The following is a 19987-nucleotide window of genomic DNA, read 5'->3' as shown; positions in this document are numbered from 1 at the left end:
GTTATTAATAACAAAAAGAACATACCTCTCACATTTGTTGCGAAAAGGTAGCTTTATCTTGTCAAAAAGTGGGCTTTTCTTTATCATTTGGTGCGATAAATAACAGCTTTAGAATGACCTGATCTGTTATTTTTTTTTCTGTTGAAAGTTAGCCGTAAGCTCCAGGGACGCACAAGGACATAATAAAAATCCAGAGCGGGAGCACATGGGAGAATGTTGGATGAGCAATGCGCCAGTAAGTAACGGCCGACGCCGCTTCCTAACTGCGACGACTTCGGTTGTTGGAGGCTTAGGTGCAGCCGCTGTAGCCGTGCCTTTTATCAAATCTTGGAACCCGAGCGCGAGAGCAAAAGCCGCCGGTGCACCAGTAGAAGTTGATATCAGTAAGTTGGAAGATGGCCAGATGGTTCGCGTCGAGTGGCGAGGGAAGCCTGTTTGGGTTGTCCGCCGTAGCGATGCAATTTTAGAAGAGTTGGGTGGCCATGATAGCCAGCTTCGTGACCCGTCATCGGCGGAACCACAGCAACCTGAATATGCCCAAAATAAATTTCGTTCAGTTAAACCTGAAATCTTTTTAGCCGTAGGTATTTGTACCCACCTAGGCTGTTCCCCTACCTATTTACCCGACACCTTTAATGAGCAAGTCAGCGGTGTAACGGCAGGATTTTTCTGCCCATGTCATGGCTCTAAGTTTGATTTGGCAGGTCGTGTATTTGCAGGGGTTCCGGCACCACTTAACTTGGTCGTGCCGCCTCACACATTCCTGGATGATAATACCATTCTGGTTGGTGTCGATGAGGAGATAGCTTAATGGAAGGGTTACTCGGTTGGATTGAAAAACGTTTGCCAGTGATGGATGCCTACAAAAAGCATCTATCTGAATACCCGATGCCAAAAAACTTTAACTTTTGGTATATCTTTGGTTCCCTCGCCATGTTGGTGCTGGTAAACCAGTTAGTAACAGGTGTTTGGCTAACTATGAATTATGTACCATCTGGCGATGGTGCTTTTGCCTCTGTAGAATACATCATGCGTGATGTTGAATACGGTTGGTTGTTGCGTTATATGCACTCAACGGGCGCTTCTGCGTTCTTTATTGTTGTGTATCTGCATATGTTCCGTGGCCTGATTTATGGGTCATATCAAAAGCCGCGCGAGTTGCTGTGGCTGTTTGGTATGTTGATTTTCTTAGTACTAATGGCTGAAGCCTTTATGGGCTACCTACTACCTTGGGGACAGATGTCTTACTGGGGTGCGCAGGTAATTATTTCGCTATTTGGTGCTATTCCTGTTATCGGTGATGACTTAACACTATGGATTCGTGGTGATTATGTTATTTCCGGAGCAACGCTGAACCGTTTCTTCGCATTGCATGTTATTGCTCTGCCTATTGTATTGCTTTTGCTTATTGTTCTACATGTATTGGCACTGCACGAGGTTGGATCTAATAACCCTGATGGTATCGATACGAAGCTACCTAAAGGCAGTAAAGGGGAAGGGTACAAGACACAGTTCCCATTCCATAAGCAGTACAGCGGCAAATATGACATCATCGATTCTATCCCGTTCCACCCTTATGGCACGGTGAAAGATATGGTGGGGGTAGCAGTATTCTTATTCTTCTTCTGTTACGTGCTGTTCTTTAATCCAGAGATGGGCGGTTATTTCCTTGAGCCACCAAACTTTGAAGCGGCTAACCCATTAAAGACACCTGAGCATATCGCCCCAGTATGGTACTTCACACCATTCTACGCCATATTGCGTGCTGTTCCTGATAAGTTACTTGGTGTTGTTGCTATGGGTGCATCGATTGTTGTGCTATTCCTGCTGCCGTGGCTCGATCGCTGTAAAGTGCGTTCTTACCGTTACCGTAGCAAGCTGCACCTGATCAACATTGTTCAGTTTACTATCAGCTTCATTGCTTTAGGTGTGTTAGGTGCGCTACCAGCGACACCAACGTATACCTTAATGGCGCAGATTTTCAGCTTGGGCTATTTCATGTTCTTCGTTTTACTGTATTTCTACAGTAAAAATGAAGCAACCAAACCATTACCAGAGAGGGTGACATTCAAATGAAAACATTGATTGTAATGCTATTTGCCCTGTTGCCATCTCTGTCTATGGCGGCAGGTCCAGCAGTACCTTTGGATGCGGCAAACAATGATTTGTCTGATAAGGCATCGTTGCAGCGTGGTGCGCAAACGTTCATGAATTATTGCTTTGCATGTCATGCGACGCAATATCAGCGTTATGAGCGTGTTGCTACAGATTTAGATATTCCGGCAGATCTTATGAAAGAACATATGATCTTTAACCCGGAGGCTAAAATCGGTGAGCTAATGCTGAATGCGATTCCTACTGAATATGCGGCGGCTTCATTTGGTGCGCCAGCACCGGATCTCACCATGGTCGCGCGTGTTCGAGGTACTGACTGGCTATATACCTATCTTCGTTCTTTTTATGCGGATCCAAGCCGACCATTTGGGGTGAATAATGTTGTTTTCCCAAGTGTTGGTATGCCTCACGTATTGGAAGAGCTTCAAGGTGTACCTACGAAGGTGTATGAAACGCGTCTGATTGATGGTGTTGAAACACAAGTGTATGTGGGTATTGAGTCAGACGGTACTGGTGAGCTAAACCAAGAAGAATATGATGAGGTTGTTCGTGATCTTGTCAATTTCCTCGATTACTCAGCAGAACCAATGAAACTTGAACGCCAGCGCATGGGTTATTGGGTACTGGGCTTTATTGCTGTGTTCTTTGTACTAACATTACTGTTGAAGAAAGAATATTGGCGTGATGTCCACTGATCAGGTAATCTAGTGGGTTAGGATCTCGCAATGGGGGCAGGCGCCCCCATTGCTTTTTATGTATTTAAGTATACTGGAGGGGTTAATGGCTGTTGCTGCCAATAAACGCTCTGTGATGACTCTGTATTCTGATGCTTCGGACATCTACAGCCATCAGGTGCGTATCGTACTAGCAGAGAAAGGTGTTAGCGTTGAAATTGAGCTGGTTGATCCAAACAACTTGCCAGAAGATTTGCTTGACCTGAACCCGTACAACTCAGTGCCAACCCTGGTTGACCGTGAGCTTGCACTTTACCAAGCAAGTATCATTATGGAGTACTTGGATGAGCGTTTCCCTCATCCACCACTGATGCCTGTTTACCCTGTTGCTCGTGGTAACAGCCGTCTGATGATGTACCGTGTTGAACGTAACTGGTACACCCTTGCTGAGAAAGTGAACAAGGGTACAGCAGACGAAGCTGAGAAGGCGCGTAAGCAACTTCGTGAAGAACTATTGGCTCTAGCACCTGTATTTGCTGAATTCCCATACTTTATGAGTGATGAATTCAGTTTAGTCGATTGCTACCTTGCTCCGTTATTATGGCGTTTGCCTGAAATGGGCATTGAGCTGACAGGTGCAGGTTCAAAAGAAGTGAAAGCTTATATGACTCGTGTATTCGAACGCGATTCATTCTTAGCATCACTGACTGAAGCAGAGCGCGAAATGCGTTTGGCTGGAAAGTAATGGATATGGAAAACATGACGCCGCGTCGCCCGTATTTGCTGCGCGCGTTTTACGATTGGCTGGTGGACAATGATTTGACGCCACATTTAGTGGTTGATGCCACTTTGCCAGGCGTAAAAGTACCTATGGAGTTTGTTAGTGACGGCCAGATCGTGCTGAACATTGCTCCTCGTGCAGTCGGTAACCTAGAACTTGGTAATGAAGCTGTTAGCTTCAGTGCTCGTTTTAGTGGCCGTCCGCATACGGTGATCGTCCCTCTATATGCTGCTCTGGCAGTTTATGCCCGTGAAAACGGTGCAGGTACTATGTTTGAACCTGAAGCGGCTTATACGGCAGAGATGTCTGATATTGTCGAGCTTGACGGTGAAGATGATGGTTTTGAAGAACAACCGGTAGAAACTCTTTCGCCTGTGGCGGAAGTAACGGAAGTGATCTCAGAATCTACGCCAGACGATGAACCACCTCGACCTCGCGGGCGACCAAGCCTAAGAGTTGTGAAGTAGCATTCATCGCTTTCTTGCATAAAAAAACGCAGCCTAGGCTGCGTTTTTTCTTATCTGTTACTACATTTTATTCTTTACTGTGGATACTCAAATACCCTAACCACTTTTTTTACCCCAGACACATTACGAGCTATCTCTGTGGCAATGTCGGCTTGCTCCCGAGTAATATAGCCCAGAAGGTACACTTCCTTTCCTTCCGTGATCACCTTAATGGTTGCATCCCGTAGTTGCTTACTACCGATAAGCTGTGTCTTCACTTTTGTGGTTAGCCAGCCATCGCTACTAACTTCACCAAGCTGTGGCAATGGCCGAATTTGCAGCTGGTTATAAACCGTATTAACGTTCTTGAGCTCTCTTACCTGCTGTTCGAGCTGCTGACTTGTGCCCTTATCAATACTCTGACCGACAAGTAGCACCTTACCTTCGACAGAAACGGTATTCACCCGAGCTTTTTGTTGAAAGGGAGGTTTATTGGCCAGTCCGGCGATCTCCATTTCAATTTGCTGGTCATGCCATTGCTGAGTGGTTGTCCGCGTGTCGGCGGGATTAATCATTGAGCATGCTTGAAGCGTCAGGGCTAAAAATGCGATAAAAAAAGAACGCCAACTTATGCTGCTTACCATTATCATGCCACTATCCTTGTTTAATTAGCCTTCATGCTGGGGGAATAGTACTTTATCTATTAAGTCGCACAAGCAATGTACGGTGAGTAGGTGTCCTTCCTGAATACGAGCAGTACGCTGGGATGGGATCCGAATTTCAACGTCTTGGATACCCAGTAGGCCAGCCATTTCACCGCCGTCTTTACCCGTAAGGGCAATGATGGTCATATCACGCGTTAATGCAGCTTCCATGGCTTTAATGATGTTCTTGCTGTTACCACTGGTTGAAAGCACAAATAGGATATCACCAGCCTGCCCTAGAGCGCGTACCTGCTTGGAGAAGACCTCATCATGGTGATAGTCATTGGCAACGGCTGTTAGTGTTGTGGTATCAGCCGTTAAAGACAATGCGGGTAGGCTAGGGCGTTCGGTCTCAAAGCGATTGATCAGGCATGATGCAAAATGCTGAGCGTTGGCCGCTGAGCCGCCATTACCGCAGGTGAGGATCTTATTGCCATTGAGCAGGCTTTGCACCATGACCTGGGCTGCCTGCGATATGGCGTCGGGTAGCGCCTCCGCTGCGGCAATTTGGGTTTGGATGCTTTCGGTGAAACTTTCTTTGATGCTCTCTAGCATGGATTAACCTTCAACTAGGGTATTGGTAAACCAATCGATTTTTGGGTGCTGTGCTCCTTCGATAGAGACAACATCAAATCGAAATTCAGTGTGTTCAATGGCATGGCCATTTTTTTTCAGCCAAAACAATGCAGCACGTTTTAGTCGCTGTTGTTTCCGCCAGTTTACCGCTTCTGCGGCTGAACCGTAATGGTTGTTTTTACGGAATTTTACTTCGATAAATACCCAACAGGATTTATCTCGCATGATCAGGTCAATTTCACCACTGCGGCATTGAAAGTTTTTGGCACAAGAAATTAAACCATGGCGGCAGAGGAACTGCTCTGCCATGGCTTCGTAAGCTTGCCCTTGCTGCCGTTTATTGAGTTGGCTCAATCCCGTCCCCAGAGAAAACGGCCCAGCTAAGTTGACGCTGGATAACGCATTCATCATCAAGGCTTAGCTGACCGGTTTTACCTTGCGTTGTGTAGTTATCCACAACACGCATTTGTGGTAATTCCGCAATCATCTTATACGCGTCCATCCCAAAGGCATGAAGGCGCAAATCGGTATTTCTAGAGTTTGGCCACAGTTCATCATAATGCGACATAAAGTTATGGTCGGCATTTATTAGCAGTGGAATATCACTAAACTCAATACCACGCAGTTCACTGGTATCGCCTGAGCGGTCAGGGTAGCTACGCGAACTTGCATAAAGTGCTGGTGGCTGAACACCAGGGTTTATTGCAACCTCGATAAATGGCTTAAGCAAGGTTAGCTCATTCATATTCGCAATGAGGTAAACCGCATCAGTATCCCGTCGGCTACGAGGCTGAGCTTCAAGTTCGATACCAAGCAACTGTTGCATTTGATTGATCCGTGCTTGACTCTCTGTCAGGCCAAAGACCGCAGCAATTTCTTGTTGGATTTGCTTACGAGAACTGAACTGTCGGCTGGTTGGCGTTTTAGCGGTTAATTGCTGCCACTGCTCTGTAAACGCATCACTGACCCGTTGACCAAAGTTATTACTCGGTGCCAATACCATCGGTGATTGATGACCTTTAGCGAATAAGTGGCGGGCCGCCTGCTCGGCTTCTTGCTCTGGTGAAAGCGCGAAGTAACATGCATTGCCCTGAATCATATTGGTCTGCTCAGGCTCATTTAGCGCAAGCAAAGTGATATTACCTTGGTTAACTTGCTGGAACTCCATAATTTTATCTTTACGAAGTGGGCCTATCACTAATTCAACGCCATCTTGCTCAAGCTTACCCATAATGCTGGTAATTGGCTCTGCTTCTGTATCGTAGACCGCAAGTTCAGTATTTGCGTCACGGCCACTGTCGTCGAGCATCGCGTTGATAAAACCATCGCGAACGGCCTTGCCTGATTTCTCATGGCGACCTGATAGCGGTAGAAGTAGGGCAACATTGTTCAATTGGGCTATTTCTAGCGCCATAATTGCCTCAAGCTCCGCGGGTAAATATTGGTTAGCAGGATGGTAAGGGTTGTTCGCTAACCAGTCTTCAACCATGGTTTTAAGCTTGGCGGGACGTTGGGAATAGGTGTTTTTGAGTACACTTAGCTGAATCCAGCCTCGCAGAACCGTTTCACTTTCATTAAGTGTGACCGTTTGTAGCTGATTATTGTTATAATTAGCCAGATCACGCCACACGTTTTGCCAGTTAGCCGCTTTTTGTTCACTCTTTAAATACTGATCGAGTGCTGTTCGCTCTCGAGCGGCTTTGAGCGACTGAGCTGATTGTGCATACAGTTCTGCTCGAAGCATGTGATAGCGCAAGTACTGGCTGTCAGCGAGTGTCCACCATGGTTGGAAGTTAAGTGTTGCCAAGGCTTCCTTCGGTTGGCCTTGTTGGTAACGCAACGTTGCACGTGCGAGTTGCCATTCAGCCATTTGAAGGGAATCCATCGACATACGACTAAGGCGGTTAGCTTGCTGCTCTGCCTGAGCCCATCGACCTTCTTTGATAAACGCTTTTAAGGCAAAGATATGCCAGTTAACACTTTCAGCTCCTTCACTTGCTTCAGCTTTAATTAAATAATCAGCCGCACTTTCAGAGGCAGCTGCTGTAATATCAGTGGCCACGACCTGCTGTTGGTTAGGCGTACTACAGCCAGCCAAAATCACAGCAAGGGCTACAGGTGCTAACAGTCGTGATACACTTTTACGCTTATGGGTAAAATTGAGCATTGAATTCATTCAACTGTGACAAATTACTCTCTATATTAATTGCAGATGAGATCTTAGACAAATGAGTGAGACCAATTCATGCACGGTAGATGTCGCAACTTTGTACATCGTACCTACACCAATCGGTAATTTGGGCGACATTACACAGCGTGCATTGGATGTATTAGCAAATGTGGACCTAATTGCCGCAGAAGATACTCGCCATACATCACGCTTGTTGACCCATTTTTCGATCTCGACCCGCACCTTTGCGCTTCACGATCATAATGAGCAGCAAAAAGCTGATTATCTGATCGAAAAACTTCAAGCTGGTACAAGCATAGCCTTAGTATCGGATGCCGGTACACCGCTGATCAGTGATCCAGGATACCACCTTGTAAACCGTTGTCGTCAGGCGGGTGTTAAAGTTGTTCCTCTTCCTGGACCATGTGCTGTGATTACAGCATTGAGTGGTGCGGGTCTGCCATCAGATCGTTTTAGCTTTGAAGGGTTTTTACCGCCTAAGAGCAAAGGTCGCCGTGACCGTTTCCAAGCGTTGGCCGATGATGAGCGAACAATGATTTTTTATGAATCTCCGCACCGGATCACAGATTCGCTGGCAGATATGCTGGCGGTACTGGGACCTGAACGTCAAGTTGTATTGGCGCGAGAGCTAACCAAAACGTTCGAGACGATTCACGGCGCGCCGCTTGGCGAGTTAATTGACTGGTTGGGGGAAGACAGTAACCGTACCCGTGGTGAGATGGTTTTATTGGTTGCTGGCCACCGAGCAGAGAAAGAAGACTTGCCCGCCGATGCATTACGTACCGTGACATTGTTAGTCAAAGAGTTACCGCTTAAAAAAGCGGCGGCATTAGCGGCTGAAATCCATGGTGTAAAGAAAAATGCGCTATACAAGTGGGGCCTAGATAACCTCGACTAAAGCGGTGCGACGACCAAGCGAGGGATGTTTGTATGCCTATTGAACTGTTCGGCCGTTGCTGTTTGAGTAGAATTGTTGCCTTTTTAACCGCTCTTGAATGTTGTTAGACTTTTCACTGGTAACTGTGACTTGAGTCAGATAAACTCTGCTCCGGAGTTGGCCAAGGTAACCGCTGCTTTGTTGATATCTCTTGAGGTATTGATGAAGGGGAGGAAAGTCCGGGCTCCAAAGGGCAGGGTGCCAGATAACGTCTGGGGGGCGCGAGCCCACGACCAGTGCAGCAGAGAGTAAACCGCCGATGGCTCGCTTGCGAGAACAGGTAAGGGTGAAAGGGTGCGGTAAGAGCGCACCGCGCGACTAGTAATAGTTCGTGGCACGGTAAACTCCACCCGGAGCAAGACCAAATAGGTCCCTAATGGCGTGGCCCGCGTTGGGGACGGGTAGGTTGCTTGAGCCTGTGAGCGATTGCAGGCCTAGATGAATGGTTACCACCGCGTAAGCGGGACAGAACCCGGCTCATCGGCCAACTCCCCTCTTTTGAGTATGAAAGGTGATGTGGTACTGCATATTTTGCTGTATCGCATCACCTTTTGTCGTTTCTGGGCAATCATTTTTGCACCACGTACCGATACAAAAGATGAAGAGATGCCTATCACATCAGGCTTCAGTAAGTTTGGTGTTATATTCAACAGGCTTCTATTCTAAGATCAATCAGGTAAGTTGAAGTTTGGGGATTTACCGCAGTACTGGCCTCAAAGACCGATATTGGACAGTATCAATATCAATTGATTGTTAGAAATGCGGGCTCCTGCTTGACATCTTTTTTGTCAAATACGTACACTTTGCGGTGGAATTTTGTGGGTAATGCTGTGAGAACGCGGTTTTAATAGCATAAGTTGATGAATTTCCTTCCTAATACTTTTTTACGCTGGAATGCTCTCGCTATTTGTAGAGGGTTTTAGCTAGCTTCACTAGAGCTGAATTAATAGTTATGTCTGAACAGTTTGAGCACGTCTCGGTTTTACTTCATGAATCAGTGGATGGCCTAGCCATTAAACCTGATGGAATTTACATTGATGGTACTTTTGGCCGTGGTGGTCATAGCCGTCTGATCCTGTCTCAGCTCGGAGAAAATGGACGCCTTTATGGTATTGACCGTGATCCACAGGCAATAGCAGAAGCGCAAACCATCGATGATCCTCGCTTTAGTATCATTCATGGCCCTTTTTCGGGCATGGAAAAGTACATGGAAGAACGCGATCTTATTGGGCGTGTTGACGGTGTACTGCTTGATCTTGGCGTATCATCACCGCAGTTAGATGACGCAGAACGTGGCTTCAGCTTTATGCGTGACGGCCCGCTAGATATGCGTATGGATCCAACATCTGGTATTCCTGCTTCGGAATGGCTGGCAGAAGCAGAAGCTGATGACATTGCGTGGGTACTGAAAGAGTTTGGTGAAGAGCGCTTTGCGAAACGTATTGCCCGTGGCATTGTTGCTCATCGTGAAAATCCAGAGAATGAACCACTGACCCGTACAACCCAATTGGCAAAACTGATTGCGGAAGTATCACCGTTTAAAGATCGCCATAAGCACCCTGCTACGCGTAGCTTCCAAGCGATCCGCATTTATATCAATAGTGAACTGGAAGAGATTGATACTGCACTTCATGGTGCGATGAACGTACTTGCACCTGAAGGGCGTTTATCAGTGATTAGCTTCCATTCTCTGGAAGATCGCATGGTTAAGCGTTTTATCCGTAAGCAAAGTAAAGGGCCTGAAGTACCAGCTGGCCTTCCTTTGACTGAGGATCAAATTAAGGCATTGGGCACCGCTTCGATGAAAACAATAAGCAAAGCCATTAAACCTTCTCAGGGTGAAGTGAGCGGCAATGCGCGTTCTCGTAGTTCAGTTCTACGCTTGGCTGAACGCGTATGAGCCAAACACCGGAACCGACCAAAAATCTTGCTCACCTGATTGGACAGGATTTATTGTCTGTTGGGCGCGTGCCTTTGGTATTACTGGTTCTGGTGTTAACGTCGGCTATGGGGGTGGTGTTAATTACCCACCACTCCCGCCAATTAATTGCTCAGCAGGAGCTGTTGTTGATCGAGCGCGATCAACTCGATATTGAATGGCGTAATCAAATTCTGGAAGAGAACTCTCTTGCTGAACATAGTCGTATCGAGCGATTGGCAGAGCAAGAATTGGAAATGAGACGACCATCGAGAGACAGTGAAGTCATAGTGCAGTAATGAGTTTTGATGAATATATTTAAACGTTCAGCCAAACAGAACCAACGTCGCCAGAAAGCGCCACCGGCATTTATTCCGTGGCGCTTTGGTATTATATGCGCCTGTATTATCTTGGCTTTGGCCGCGCTGATTGGCCGCTCGGCATATATCCAAGTATTAGAACCGGGCAAATTGATCCAAGAAGGCGATTTGCGTTCTTTACGGGTTAAAGCGATGCCCTCTGCCCGCGGGATTATTTCTGATCGTAATGATGAGCAACTTGCCGTTAGTGTGCCTGTTCAGGCGGTGTGGGCCGATCCGGTTCAGATCTATAAAAATGGCGGTATTACACAAACCGAACGCTGGCATGCACTTGCCGATGTTTTGGGGCTTGACCGTAAAAGATTACTCGAACGTTTAGAGCAGAACAAAAAGCGTCGCTTTATATATTTACAGCGGCAAGTTAGCCCTGCTATGGCTGCCTATGTTGGTCGGCTCAAGTTACCCGGTGTTGGCTTAAAAGATGAATCCCGGCGTTTTTATCCATCAGGTGAGGTTAGTGCCCATTTGATTGGGGTGACGGGTATTGATAGTCATGGCTTAGAAGGCGTTGAGCGCACTTATGACGGCTGGCTTACTGGCGAGCCAGGCCGACGCACGGTACGTAAAGACCGTTATGGACGGGTTGTTGAAAATATCTCTCTCCAAAAGCGTGAACCAGGCAAGCCATTGAATTTAAGTATTGATCAGCGTTTGCAGGCTGTGGCCTACCGGGCTGTAAAACAAGCCATCACTGACTATCAAGCAACATCCGCGACCATTATTATGGCTGATGTGCAGACCGGTGAAATTCTTGCCATGGTTAATGCGCCATCTTATAACCCGAATAATCGCGCACAATTGCAGAGTTACCGGATGCGTAACCGCTCCATTACCGATGCGATGGAGCCGGGTTCGACAATCAAGCCGTTTATTGTCTTGGCTGCAATGGAAAACGGCGTGGCAGACGAAGATACCATTATTGATACTGGTAATGGTCTGATGCAAGTCGGCGGCAGCCGAGTCCGTGACGTTTCACGTGTAGGCAAAGCCAACCTGAGCAAAATCCTCCAGAAATCGAGTAATATCGGGGTGAGTAAACTTTCGCTCGCCATGCCAATCGATGCTGTACTGGGCATGTATAGCAGCGTTGGGCTTGGTGATGCATCAGGTATAAACCTGATTGGTGAAGCACAAGGGTTCTTCCCTGACAGGCGTCGATGGTCTGATTTTGAGCGTGCAACCCTATCATTTGGTTATGGCATATCTGTTACCCCAATCCAGTTAGTGCGTGCTTACGCCACCTTAGGGGCTATGGGGGTAAACCGTCCGCTTTCAATTTTGAAAACGGAAGATGTGGTGCCTGGACGTCAGGTCGTGTCGACAGAAAACACCCGAAAACTGCTTAATATGCTGGAAACGGTTACCCATAAAGGCGGTAGTGCGGTTCGTGCTGCAGTACCTGGGTATCGTGTTGGCGCCAAAACAGGTACTGCTGTAAAAGCCGCTGCGGGTGGTTATAGTGATGAATACATCGCGATGACAGCGGGCTTAGCACCGATTAGTGATCCTCGCTTGGCGATGGTGGTGGTAGTGAATGAACCTCAAGGTGACAAATACTACGGGGGATTAATTGCGGCACCTATTTTTTCTGAAGTCATGAAAAGTGCGCTGCAAATATTGAACATTCCGCCAGATGCTGGCACCCGCGAAGAATTAAATATTGTGAACCGTAGAGACAAGGCAAATGCCGGTACTTAAACAAATGAATAAGCTGGGTGAGCTTCTCTCACCATGGCTAGATGATATTGAATTGCCTGCGTCAGTGGCAGAGCAAACGATCCAAGGCATGTCGTTAGATAGCCGTAACATAACAAGCGGCGAGCTGTTTGTCGCTGTAAATGGACATGCGGTTGATGGTCGTCGGTTTATTCCTGCTGCGATTGCAGCTGGTGCGACCGCCATCTTGGCTGAAGCGGAACAGACTCAGGCTTCAATTAGGTTGCAAGATGGTGTTCCGGTGATATCGCTCGTTGATTTGGGGGCCAATCTTTCTGAAATAGCAAAGCGATTCTATGGTTCTCCCGACCAAGCATTGAACTTGGTTGCGGTCACGGGCACCAATGGCAAGACCACGATCAGCCAGATTTTGGCACAATGGGCACAGCTTATAGGCTACCGGGCCGGCGTAATGGGGACAACTGGAAACGGCTTGCTTGATGACGTTCAACCTGCCGTCAATACCACGGGCAGTGCACTCGAGATTCCACAGGTATTAGCCTCAATGGTGGATACTGGCGCAAATTATGCCGCTATGGAAGTCTCTTCTCATGGCTTGGTGCAAGGCCGAGTTAAGTCATTGCAGTTTGTCGCCAGTATTTTTACAAATCTAAGTCGAGATCACTTGGACTACCATGGTGATATGGCCAGTTACGCAGGTGCCAAGAAAACGCTGTTTACGGATCATAAATCTGGTGTTGCCGTTATAAATGCTGATGATCCTGTTGGACGAGAGTGGCTTAATTGTCTCCCCAACGCGGTTGCTGTTGCGACAGTACATGACAACCTCGTACTGCATCAAGGTCAAAAACTGTGGTTAGAGCACGTTGAGTACAGTACTCAAGGTGTCACGATTGGTTTTGACTCCAGCTGGGGGAAAGGACAGTTTACTGCACCATTGGTTGGGGCATTTAATGTGGTGAACTTGATGCTGGCGTTGGCAACACTGCTTGCGACAGGGCATTCATTGCAGGCGTTATTGGCGACGGCCCCGCAGCTGCAAGCCGTGACGGGCAGAATGGAAGTTTTTCAGCGGCCTGACAAACCTATGATGGTTGTTGATTATGCTCATACACCAGATGCTCTCGAAAAAGCGCTACAAGCCTTACAGGTGCATTGCACTGGTAAGCTGTGGTGTATTTTTGGCTGCGGTGGTGATCGCGATACAGGCAAGCGGCCAATGATGGCACGTATTGCCGAGCAATTAGCGGATCACATTATCCTGACCGATGATAATCCTCGGACGGAAGACCCTACCGTAATAATGAGCGATATGCTCGCGGGTCTGAATCAACCAGAGCAAGCTGTTGTACATCATGACCGCTATCAAGCGTGTTTGTGGGCAGCCACGCATGCCGCACCAGATGATATTGTGCTGGTAGCAGGTAAAGGACATGAAGATTATCAAGTGTTGGCCGGCCGAACGATCCATTATTCTGATCGTGAAACCGTGCGGACATTATTGGAGACGAATGGATGATACACGTTCAGCTATCACAATTAGCGACTATCCTTGGCGCGGAATTTATAGGCGACGATACTCGCATTGCTGATGTATCGACGGATACCCGTACCATTGGTGCTGACACCCTGTTTGTTGCACTGATTGGTGAGCGCTTTGATGCTCATGATTTCTGTCAAAACGCAATGGATAACGGTGCTAAGGCATTACTTGTAAGTAAACACTTACCTATTGCTTTGCCGCAGCTTGTTGTTGCAGATACTCTTAAAGCATTGGGGTTATTAGGTGCTTGGCTAAAGGCTGAAATGGAAAGTCGGCATGGTTTGAAAACCTTAGCTTTAACTGGTAGTTGTGGCAAAACCACCGTGAAAGAAATGGTTGCTGCTATCTTGAGCCAGAAAGGCAATGTTTTGGCGACGGCAGGTAATTTCAATAATGAAATCGGAGTGCCTTTAACGCTGCTTCGGCTTCAGCCTGAGCATGAGTTTGCTGTTATCGAGCTAGGGGCGAACCATCAGCAAGAAATTGCTTACACTACGAGCCTTGTAAAGCCTCAAGTTGCTCTCATTAATAATTTGGCCGCGGCTCACCTTGAAGGGTTTGGCTCTTTAGCAGGGGTTGCGAAAGCAAAAGGTGAGATCTTTGAAGGGCTGACTTCACTGGATCAACCAAGCGTGGCGATTGTTAACCTTGACTCGAACTCGTTGGAGACTTGGCAGCCGTTATTGGCGGAACACCAGTTGGTGACCTTCTCTGCAACACAGAAAGAAGCAGATTATGCCGCAGACGACATAATTATTAACGCTCAAGGGCTAGCTTGTTTTACAATGCGCACCCCAAGCGGGGCTTTTCCGGTTAGTCTGACGATGGCTGGCGCGCATAATGTTGCAAATGCACTTGCTGCCGCCGCGTTAGCGATGGCTATTGGTGCAACCTCTGAGCAGGTTATCGCTGGTTTGGGCTGTGTCGAAAACGTCAAAGGGCGAGTTGATATCACTGAGCCGAGGGCTAACTTGCGCTTAATTGATGATACCTATAATGCGAGTGTTGCCTCTGTAAAAGCTGCCATTGATCTATTGGCAAGTTTTGCTGGCCAGCGCTGGTTTGTGCTCGGTGACATGGCCGAATTGGGCGAAGATAGTGCAGCTTTGCACCGCGAGATTGCAGAATATGCACAAAATAAAACACTAGATAAAGTGTTGACCTTCGGTAAAGCAAGCCAAGTGGTGAGTGAGCTGAATAATGGTCAGCATTTTGACGATAAAACCGCATTGATTGAGCTGCTAAAACAGCAGTTAGACCAACCGCAATACAATGAAAATAACACCCAAGTGACAGTGCTAGCAAAAGGGGCGCGTAGCTCCCGCATGGAAGATGTCATTGCCGCACTGCAGGAAAACAACTAATGATTTACTGGCTTGCCGATTTACTAGAATCCACATTTCCTTTTTTCCGTCTGTTTGAATACCTGACGTTCCGCGCCATTATTAGCATCTTAACGGCACTGGTACTGTCGTTATGGATGGGACCACGCCTCATTGCTCGTTTGCAAATGCTGCAGATCGGTCAGGTTGTTCGTCATGACGGCCCTGAGTCACACTTTAGCAAGCGTGGTACACCAACCATGGGTGGCATTATGATACTTGCTGCAATAACCATTACGGTGTTGCTGTGGGCCGATCTTAGTAACCCGTACGTATGGGCTGTATTGGTCGTCATGCTTGGCTATGGCGCGGTGGGTTTCGTTGACGACTACCGTAAAGTGGTTCGTAAAAATACAGATGGACTGATTGCGCGTTGGAAGTACTTTTGGCAGTCGGTCATTGCACTTGGTGTTGCTTTTGCTCTGTATGTGCACGGCCAAGATACCGTCGCAACCCAGTTAGTTGTTCCATTCTTTAAAGATGTCATGCCACAACTTGGCTTGTTTTATATTATTTTTACTTATTTTGTGATTGTTGGCACCAGTAATGCAGTAAACCTGACTGATGGTCTCGACGGCCTCGCGATCATGCCGACAGTTATGGTTGCTGGCGGTATGGCCTTCATCGCTTGGGCAACAGGCAACGTTAATTTTGCTAACTACCTGCATATTCCTTATTTGAAAGATGCCAGTGAGCTGGTCATTGTTTGTACTGCAATTGTAGGGGCGGGCCTTGGTTTCCTATGGTTTAACACCTACCCAGCACAGGTCTTTATGGGCGATGTGGGCTCATTAGCATTAGGTGGCGCCCTAGGTACGATTGCAGTATTAGTTCGTCAAGAATTGCTACTGGTTATTATGGGTGGTGTTTTCGTGATGGAAACTGTGTCGGTGATCTTGCAGGTAGGTTCGTACAAGCTGCGAGGCCAACGTATTTTCCGTATGGCGCCTATTCACCACCACTATGAATTAAAAGGTTGGCCAGAACCACGTGTGATCGTTCGCTTCTGGATCATCACTTTAATGCTAGTATTGATTGCTCTGGCAACACTTAAGGTTCGATAAATGAAAGGCTTGGATGGCGTGAAAAAGGTTGTTGTTATTGGACTAGGAATGACAGGCCTATCGGTTATCAACCATTTATTGCGGTTGCCGCAATCACTGGATATCAAGGTGATTGACACCCGTGATACGCCTCCTGGCCAAGAACAATTACCAGCAAGCGTTGAGTTGTGCAGCGGTGAATGGCAGATGGCATGGCTGCTATCGGCTGATCTTATCGTTGCTAGCCCAGGTATTGCACTCGCCACTCCCGCATTGCTAGAAGCCGCCAATGCCGGTATTGAAATTGTTGGTGATATTGAGCTGTTTGCCCGCGCGGTGAATAAACCCGTTGTCGCTATCACCGGTTCAAATGGTAAAAGTACGGTGACTAGCTTGGTTGGCGAAATGGCCAAAGAAGCAGGTATTAACGTTGGCGTTGGCGGTAATATTGGCTTTGCAGCTCTTGATCTGCTGGCTCAAAAGCATGACTTATATGTGCTTGAATTATCAAGCTTTCAGCTTGAAACTACCTCGACATTACGCCTTAATGCTGCGGTTTACCTGAATTTGTCAGAAGATCATATGGATCGCTACCCAGAAGGTCTAGAGCAGTATAGCCAAGCAAAAATGCGGATCTTCCATCATGCCGAATTGGCAGTGTACAACCGTGATGATCTGGCAACCCGTCCTGACTTTACTGGTGAGATGACCAGTTTTGGCTTTGACAGCGAGCTGTATGGGCTAACCATCGTAGATAATGTGGAATGGTTAGCTTATGCGGGTGAACCTCTGATGCCAAGTGCTGACATTGCGTTAGTGGGTCGACACAATGTCGCCAACAGCCTTGCTGCACTCGCACTGGCAGATGCTGCAGGGATCAACCGTGAATCAGCATATCGTGCATTGCGCCGTTATAACGGGCTTGCTCACCGTTGCCAGTTGGTAGCGGATCAGCACGGTGTGAAGTGGGTTAATGACTCAAAAGCCACGAATGTAGCCAGTACACTGGCGGCACTCGATGGTTTGAATATCTCTGGTAAATTGCATTTACTGGTTGGTGGTGACGGTAAAGGGGCGGATTTCTCGTCATTGAAATCGGTACTGCTTCCTCTGGATGTTCAGTTGTACTGCTATGGGCGTGATGGTCATTTATTCTTAGATTTGGCTGAGCAGTCAGTAGCCGTTGAAACCATGGCTGAAGCGATGGAAATGGTGGCTGGTACCGCAAACGAGGGTGATATGGTTTTACTGTCTCCTGCCTGTGCGAGCTTTGACCAATACCCAAACTTTATGGCGAGAGGTGACGCCTTTGTCGCTTTAGCTCAAACGTTGCAGCACCATGTCGGTAAGGGGAGCTAATGCTGGGTGCTCTGCGTGAAGGGATTGCCTCGTTATCTGCTTGGTTGACTCGCCCTGCAGCACCGAGCATGTATGATCGACAACTGGTCTGGATTGCCTTGGCGTTGATGGTGACAGGGCTCGTTATGGTTACCTCCGCGTCGGTGCCCGTTGCGACGCGTTTAACGGATATGCCATTCTACTTTGCATTTCGTCATGGCTTTTTTCTGGTTTGCTCAATTGTGATCGCAAGCTTTGTGGTGATGATCCCACTCGAAAAATGGCGCCAATTCAGCGTGCCAATGTTATTGATTTCTTTCGCTTTATTAGTTGTTGTATTGGTGGCTGGCCGTTCGGTGAATGGTGCTGCTCGTTGGATCCCGCTTGGGATCTTTAATTTACAGCCTGCGGAAGTTGCAAAACTGTCTCTATTTATCTTCTTATCCGGTTACCTTGTTCGTCAGTATGAACAGGTACGAGAAAGCTTCCTTGGTTTCTTTAAGCCATTGCTAGTGCTTGGTTTATTAGCTTTGTTGCTGTTGGCTCAGCCTGATTTGGGGTCATTTGTAGTGATGTTTGTTACTACGGTTGGCATGCTATTTATTGCTGGCGCCAAACTATGGCAGTTCATGGTCATGTTGGTTACTGCAATTGGTGGGATCATCTTACTGATTGTCTTTGAACCATACCGATTACGCCGAGTAACTTCCTTTATGGATCCATGGGAAGATCCTTTTGGTAGTGGTTATCAGCTTACGCAGTCGCTAATGGCGTTTGGACGCGGTGAATGGTTTGGACAAGGGTTAGGAAATTCGATTCAGAAACTTGAGTATCTTCCTGAAGCCCATACTGACTTTGTGTTTGCAGTATTAGCCGAAGAAGTTGGGCTAATAGGGGTAACGGTTGTACTACTATTGCTTTTTGCGTTGGTGTTTAAGGCCATGTTTATTGGCCGTAAATGCTTGCAGACACAACAACTTTTTGGCGGTTTTTTAGCCTTTGGTTTTGCGTTTTGGTTTGCCTTCCAGACGCTGGTGAACGTCGGTGCTGCTGCGGGTATTGTGCCGACAAAAGGACTGACATTGCCACTGATAAGTTACGGTGGTTCAAGTTTATTTATTATGGCAACGGCGGTTGCGATATTAATTCGGATTGATTACGAGCAGCGCATTGCGGTTAAGTATGGTCTGATTAATAACACAGAAGATGATGACAATGAACAAGAGTAAGCGCCTACTGGTGATGGCTGGTGGTACTGGGGGGCATGTTTTCCCTGGCTTGGCCGTCGCGAAGAAATTGCAGCAGGAAGGCTGGGAAATCCGCTGGTTGGGCACGGCCGACCGAATGGAAGCAGAGCTGGTACCAAAGCATGGGATCGAGATTGATTTTATCAAGGTAAAAGGCCTACGAGGCCAAGGGGCAGCACGTTTACTCGCGGCACCTTTTAAGATTGTTAACGCTATTTTCCAAGCTCGAAAATATATCAAAGCTTGGCAACCCGATGCCGTATTGGGTATGGGTGGCTATGTGAGTGGGCCGGGTGGCGTCGCAGCTTGGCTTTCTGGCGTTCCTGTTATCTTGCATGAACAAAATGCGGTTGCAGGCCTAACAAACCAGTGGTTATCTAAAATAGCCGCTCGTGTGTTACAGGCGTTTCCTGGCGCTTTCAAAGACCGTGAAGTCGTGGGTAACCCAGTGCGTCAGGATGTCGTTGAGCTACCAGAGCCGACGGCGCGCTTTGCACAGCGTGAAGGGCCAATCCGTGTCTTGGTTATGGGTGGTAGTCAAGGTGCCCGCATTTTAAATCAGACGATGCCTAAAGTGGCCGCTATCTTATGTGATAAAGTGACGATTTGGCATCAGGCTGGTAAAGGCGCACAGCAAGACACTGAGCAGGCTTACCAGGAAAATACAGAAACACAGCATAACGTAACTGAGTTTATTGACGATATTGCCGCAGCTTATGCTTGGGCGGATATTGTCGTTTGCCGTTCAGGGGCATTGACGGTCTCTGAACTATCTGCGGCTGGCATTGGGGCTATTTTTGTCCCATTTATGCATAAAGATCGCCAGCAAGCTTTGAATGCCGATCACTTAGTACAATGCGGCGCGGCAAAAATGATTGAACAACCAGAGCTGACACCACAAGGTTTGGCTCAAGAAATAGACCAATTAAACCGTGACAAGCTTACCGAAATGGCACTTGCTGCACGGGAAGCGGCGATCCTTGACGCTGACAGTAGAGTTGCTGAAGTGATTAAATCGTTAGCGAAACAATAAGA

At 47.4% G+C, this 19987-nt stretch carries 19 protein-coding genes and 1 other RNA gene; 16 read left to right on the top strand and 4 right to left on the bottom strand.

The genetic code is table 11. The features are described 5' to 3' along the window. Positions 1 to 220: 220 nt before the first annotated feature. The 5 genes from petA to sspB all read left to right on the top strand — a co-directional run bounded on the left by petA (position 221) and on the right by sspB (position 4037). The gene (gene petA / locus L4D09_RS06930; RefSeq protein ID WP_428456762.1) at positions 221 to 811 is read left to right on the top strand and encodes a ubiquinol-cytochrome c reductase iron-sulfur subunit; all 591 of its coding nucleotides are present in this window, start codon (positions 221 to 223) and stop codon (positions 809 to 811) included. Continuing rightward, a complete protein-coding gene (locus tag L4D09_RS06925; RefSeq protein WP_428456761.1) occupies positions 811 to 2076 on the top strand; it encodes a cytochrome b in 1266 nt (421 codons plus the stop codon). The genes petA and L4D09_RS06925 overlap by 1 nt, the downstream gene beginning before the upstream one ends. Continuing rightward, positions 2073 to 2810, top strand: coding sequence for a cytochrome c1 (locus tag L4D09_RS06920; protein WP_428456760.1), 738 nt, complete (start codon positions 2073 to 2075; stop codon positions 2808 to 2810). The genes L4D09_RS06925 and L4D09_RS06920 overlap by 4 nt, the downstream gene beginning before the upstream one ends. Positions 2811 to 2895: 85 nt before the next feature. Then, complete coding sequence (gene sspA / locus L4D09_RS06915) at positions 2896 to 3534, top strand: stringent starvation protein SspA (RefSeq protein ID WP_428456759.1); 639 nt, start codon at positions 2896 to 2898, stop codon at positions 3532 to 3534. After that, positions 3534 to 4037 (top strand): ClpXP protease specificity-enhancing factor, encoded by a 504-nt coding sequence (gene sspB / locus L4D09_RS06910; RefSeq protein ID WP_428456758.1) that lies wholly within the window; start codon positions 3534 to 3536, stop codon positions 4035 to 4037. The genes sspA and sspB overlap by 1 nt, the downstream gene beginning before the upstream one ends. Before the next feature lie 74 nt (positions 4038 to 4111). On the opposite strand, the gene L4D09_RS06905 is transcribed toward sspB, so the two are convergent. From L4D09_RS06905 to L4D09_RS06890, 4 genes are read right to left on the bottom strand one after another with little or no spacing between them, the layout of a single operon-like run. Continuing rightward, complete coding sequence (locus tag L4D09_RS06905) at positions 4112 to 4666, bottom strand: BON domain-containing protein (RefSeq protein ID WP_428456757.1); 555 nt, start codon at positions 4664 to 4666, stop codon at positions 4112 to 4114. An 18-nt stretch (positions 4667 to 4684) separates the two neighbouring features. After that, positions 4685 to 5275 (bottom strand): phosphoheptose isomerase, encoded by a 591-nt coding sequence (locus L4D09_RS06900; protein WP_428456756.1) that lies wholly within the window; start codon positions 5273 to 5275, stop codon positions 4685 to 4687. Between the two features lie 3 nt (positions 5276 to 5278). Beyond that, positions 5279 to 5605, bottom strand: coding sequence for a YraN family protein (locus L4D09_RS06895; protein ID WP_428456824.1), 327 nt, complete (start codon positions 5603 to 5605; stop codon positions 5279 to 5281). Between the two features lie 28 nt (positions 5606 to 5633). Continuing rightward, positions 5634 to 7463, bottom strand: coding sequence for a penicillin-binding protein activator (locus tag L4D09_RS06890; protein WP_428456755.1), 1830 nt, complete (start codon positions 7461 to 7463; stop codon positions 5634 to 5636). A 61-nt stretch (positions 7464 to 7524) separates the two neighbouring features. Between L4D09_RS06890 and rsmI the strand changes: the two genes are divergently transcribed. The 11 genes from rsmI to murG all read left to right on the top strand — a co-directional run bounded on the left by rsmI (position 7525) and on the right by murG (position 19985). Beyond that, complete coding sequence (gene rsmI / locus L4D09_RS06885; protein ID WP_428456754.1) at positions 7525 to 8385, top strand: 16S rRNA (cytidine(1402)-2'-O)-methyltransferase; 861 nt, start codon at positions 7525 to 7527, stop codon at positions 8383 to 8385. 152 nt (positions 8386 to 8537) lie between these two features. After that, positions 8538 to 8920, top strand: an RNA gene (gene rnpB / locus L4D09_RS06880) — RNase P RNA component class A. A 456-nt stretch (positions 8921 to 9376) separates the two neighbouring features. Beyond that, a complete protein-coding gene (gene rsmH / locus L4D09_RS06875; protein WP_428456753.1) occupies positions 9377 to 10324 on the top strand; it encodes a 16S rRNA (cytosine(1402)-N(4))-methyltransferase RsmH in 948 nt (315 codons plus the stop codon). Beyond that, positions 10321 to 10641, top strand: coding sequence for a cell division protein FtsL (ftsL, locus tag L4D09_RS06870; RefSeq protein ID WP_428456752.1), 321 nt, complete (start codon positions 10321 to 10323; stop codon positions 10639 to 10641). The genes rsmH and ftsL overlap by 4 nt, the downstream gene beginning before the upstream one ends. A 9-nt stretch (positions 10642 to 10650) precedes the next feature. Next, positions 10651 to 12420, top strand: a complete 1770-nt coding sequence (locus L4D09_RS06865; protein WP_428456751.1) for a penicillin-binding transpeptidase domain-containing protein — start codon at positions 10651 to 10653, stop codon at positions 12418 to 12420. Continuing rightward, positions 12407 to 13918, top strand: a complete 1512-nt coding sequence (gene murE / locus L4D09_RS06860) for a UDP-N-acetylmuramoyl-L-alanyl-D-glutamate--2,6-diaminopimelate ligase (RefSeq protein WP_428456750.1) — start codon at positions 12407 to 12409, stop codon at positions 13916 to 13918. Before L4D09_RS06865 ends, murE begins: the two co-directional genes overlap by 14 nt. Then, positions 13915 to 15306, top strand: a complete 1392-nt coding sequence (gene murF / locus L4D09_RS06855) for a UDP-N-acetylmuramoyl-tripeptide--D-alanyl-D-alanine ligase (protein WP_428456749.1) — start codon at positions 13915 to 13917, stop codon at positions 15304 to 15306. The genes murE and murF overlap by 4 nt, the downstream gene beginning before the upstream one ends. Next, positions 15306 to 16388, top strand: a complete 1083-nt coding sequence (gene mraY / locus L4D09_RS06850) for a phospho-N-acetylmuramoyl-pentapeptide-transferase (RefSeq protein WP_428456748.1) — start codon at positions 15306 to 15308, stop codon at positions 16386 to 16388. The genes murF and mraY overlap by 1 nt, the downstream gene beginning before the upstream one ends. Then, on the top strand, positions 16389 to 17726 hold the full coding sequence (gene murD / locus L4D09_RS06845; protein WP_428456747.1) for a UDP-N-acetylmuramoyl-L-alanine--D-glutamate ligase: 1338 nt from the start codon (positions 16389 to 16391) through the stop codon (positions 17724 to 17726). It abuts the gene before it with no gap. After that, positions 17726 to 18934 carry a cell division protein FtsW gene (ftsW, locus tag L4D09_RS06840; protein WP_428456746.1) on the top strand — a complete coding sequence of 403 codons (1209 nt, stop codon included), beginning with the start codon at positions 17726 to 17728 and terminating at the stop codon, positions 18932 to 18934. The genes murD and ftsW overlap by 1 nt, the downstream gene beginning before the upstream one ends. Continuing rightward, positions 18921 to 19985, top strand: a complete 1065-nt coding sequence (gene murG, locus L4D09_RS06835) for an undecaprenyldiphospho-muramoylpentapeptide beta-N-acetylglucosaminyltransferase (protein ID WP_428456745.1) — start codon at positions 18921 to 18923, stop codon at positions 19983 to 19985. Before ftsW ends, murG begins: the two co-directional genes overlap by 14 nt. Positions 19986 to 19987 lie beyond the last annotated feature (2 nt).

It is taken from the genome of Photobacterium makurazakiensis, from assembly GCF_050336715.1.
GTDB lineage: Bacteria > Pseudomonadota > Gammaproteobacteria > Enterobacterales > Vibrionaceae > Photobacterium > Photobacterium makurazakiensis.
Note: the sequence above shows the minus strand (reverse complement) of the source record. Positions and strands in the feature narration are given on the sequence as shown.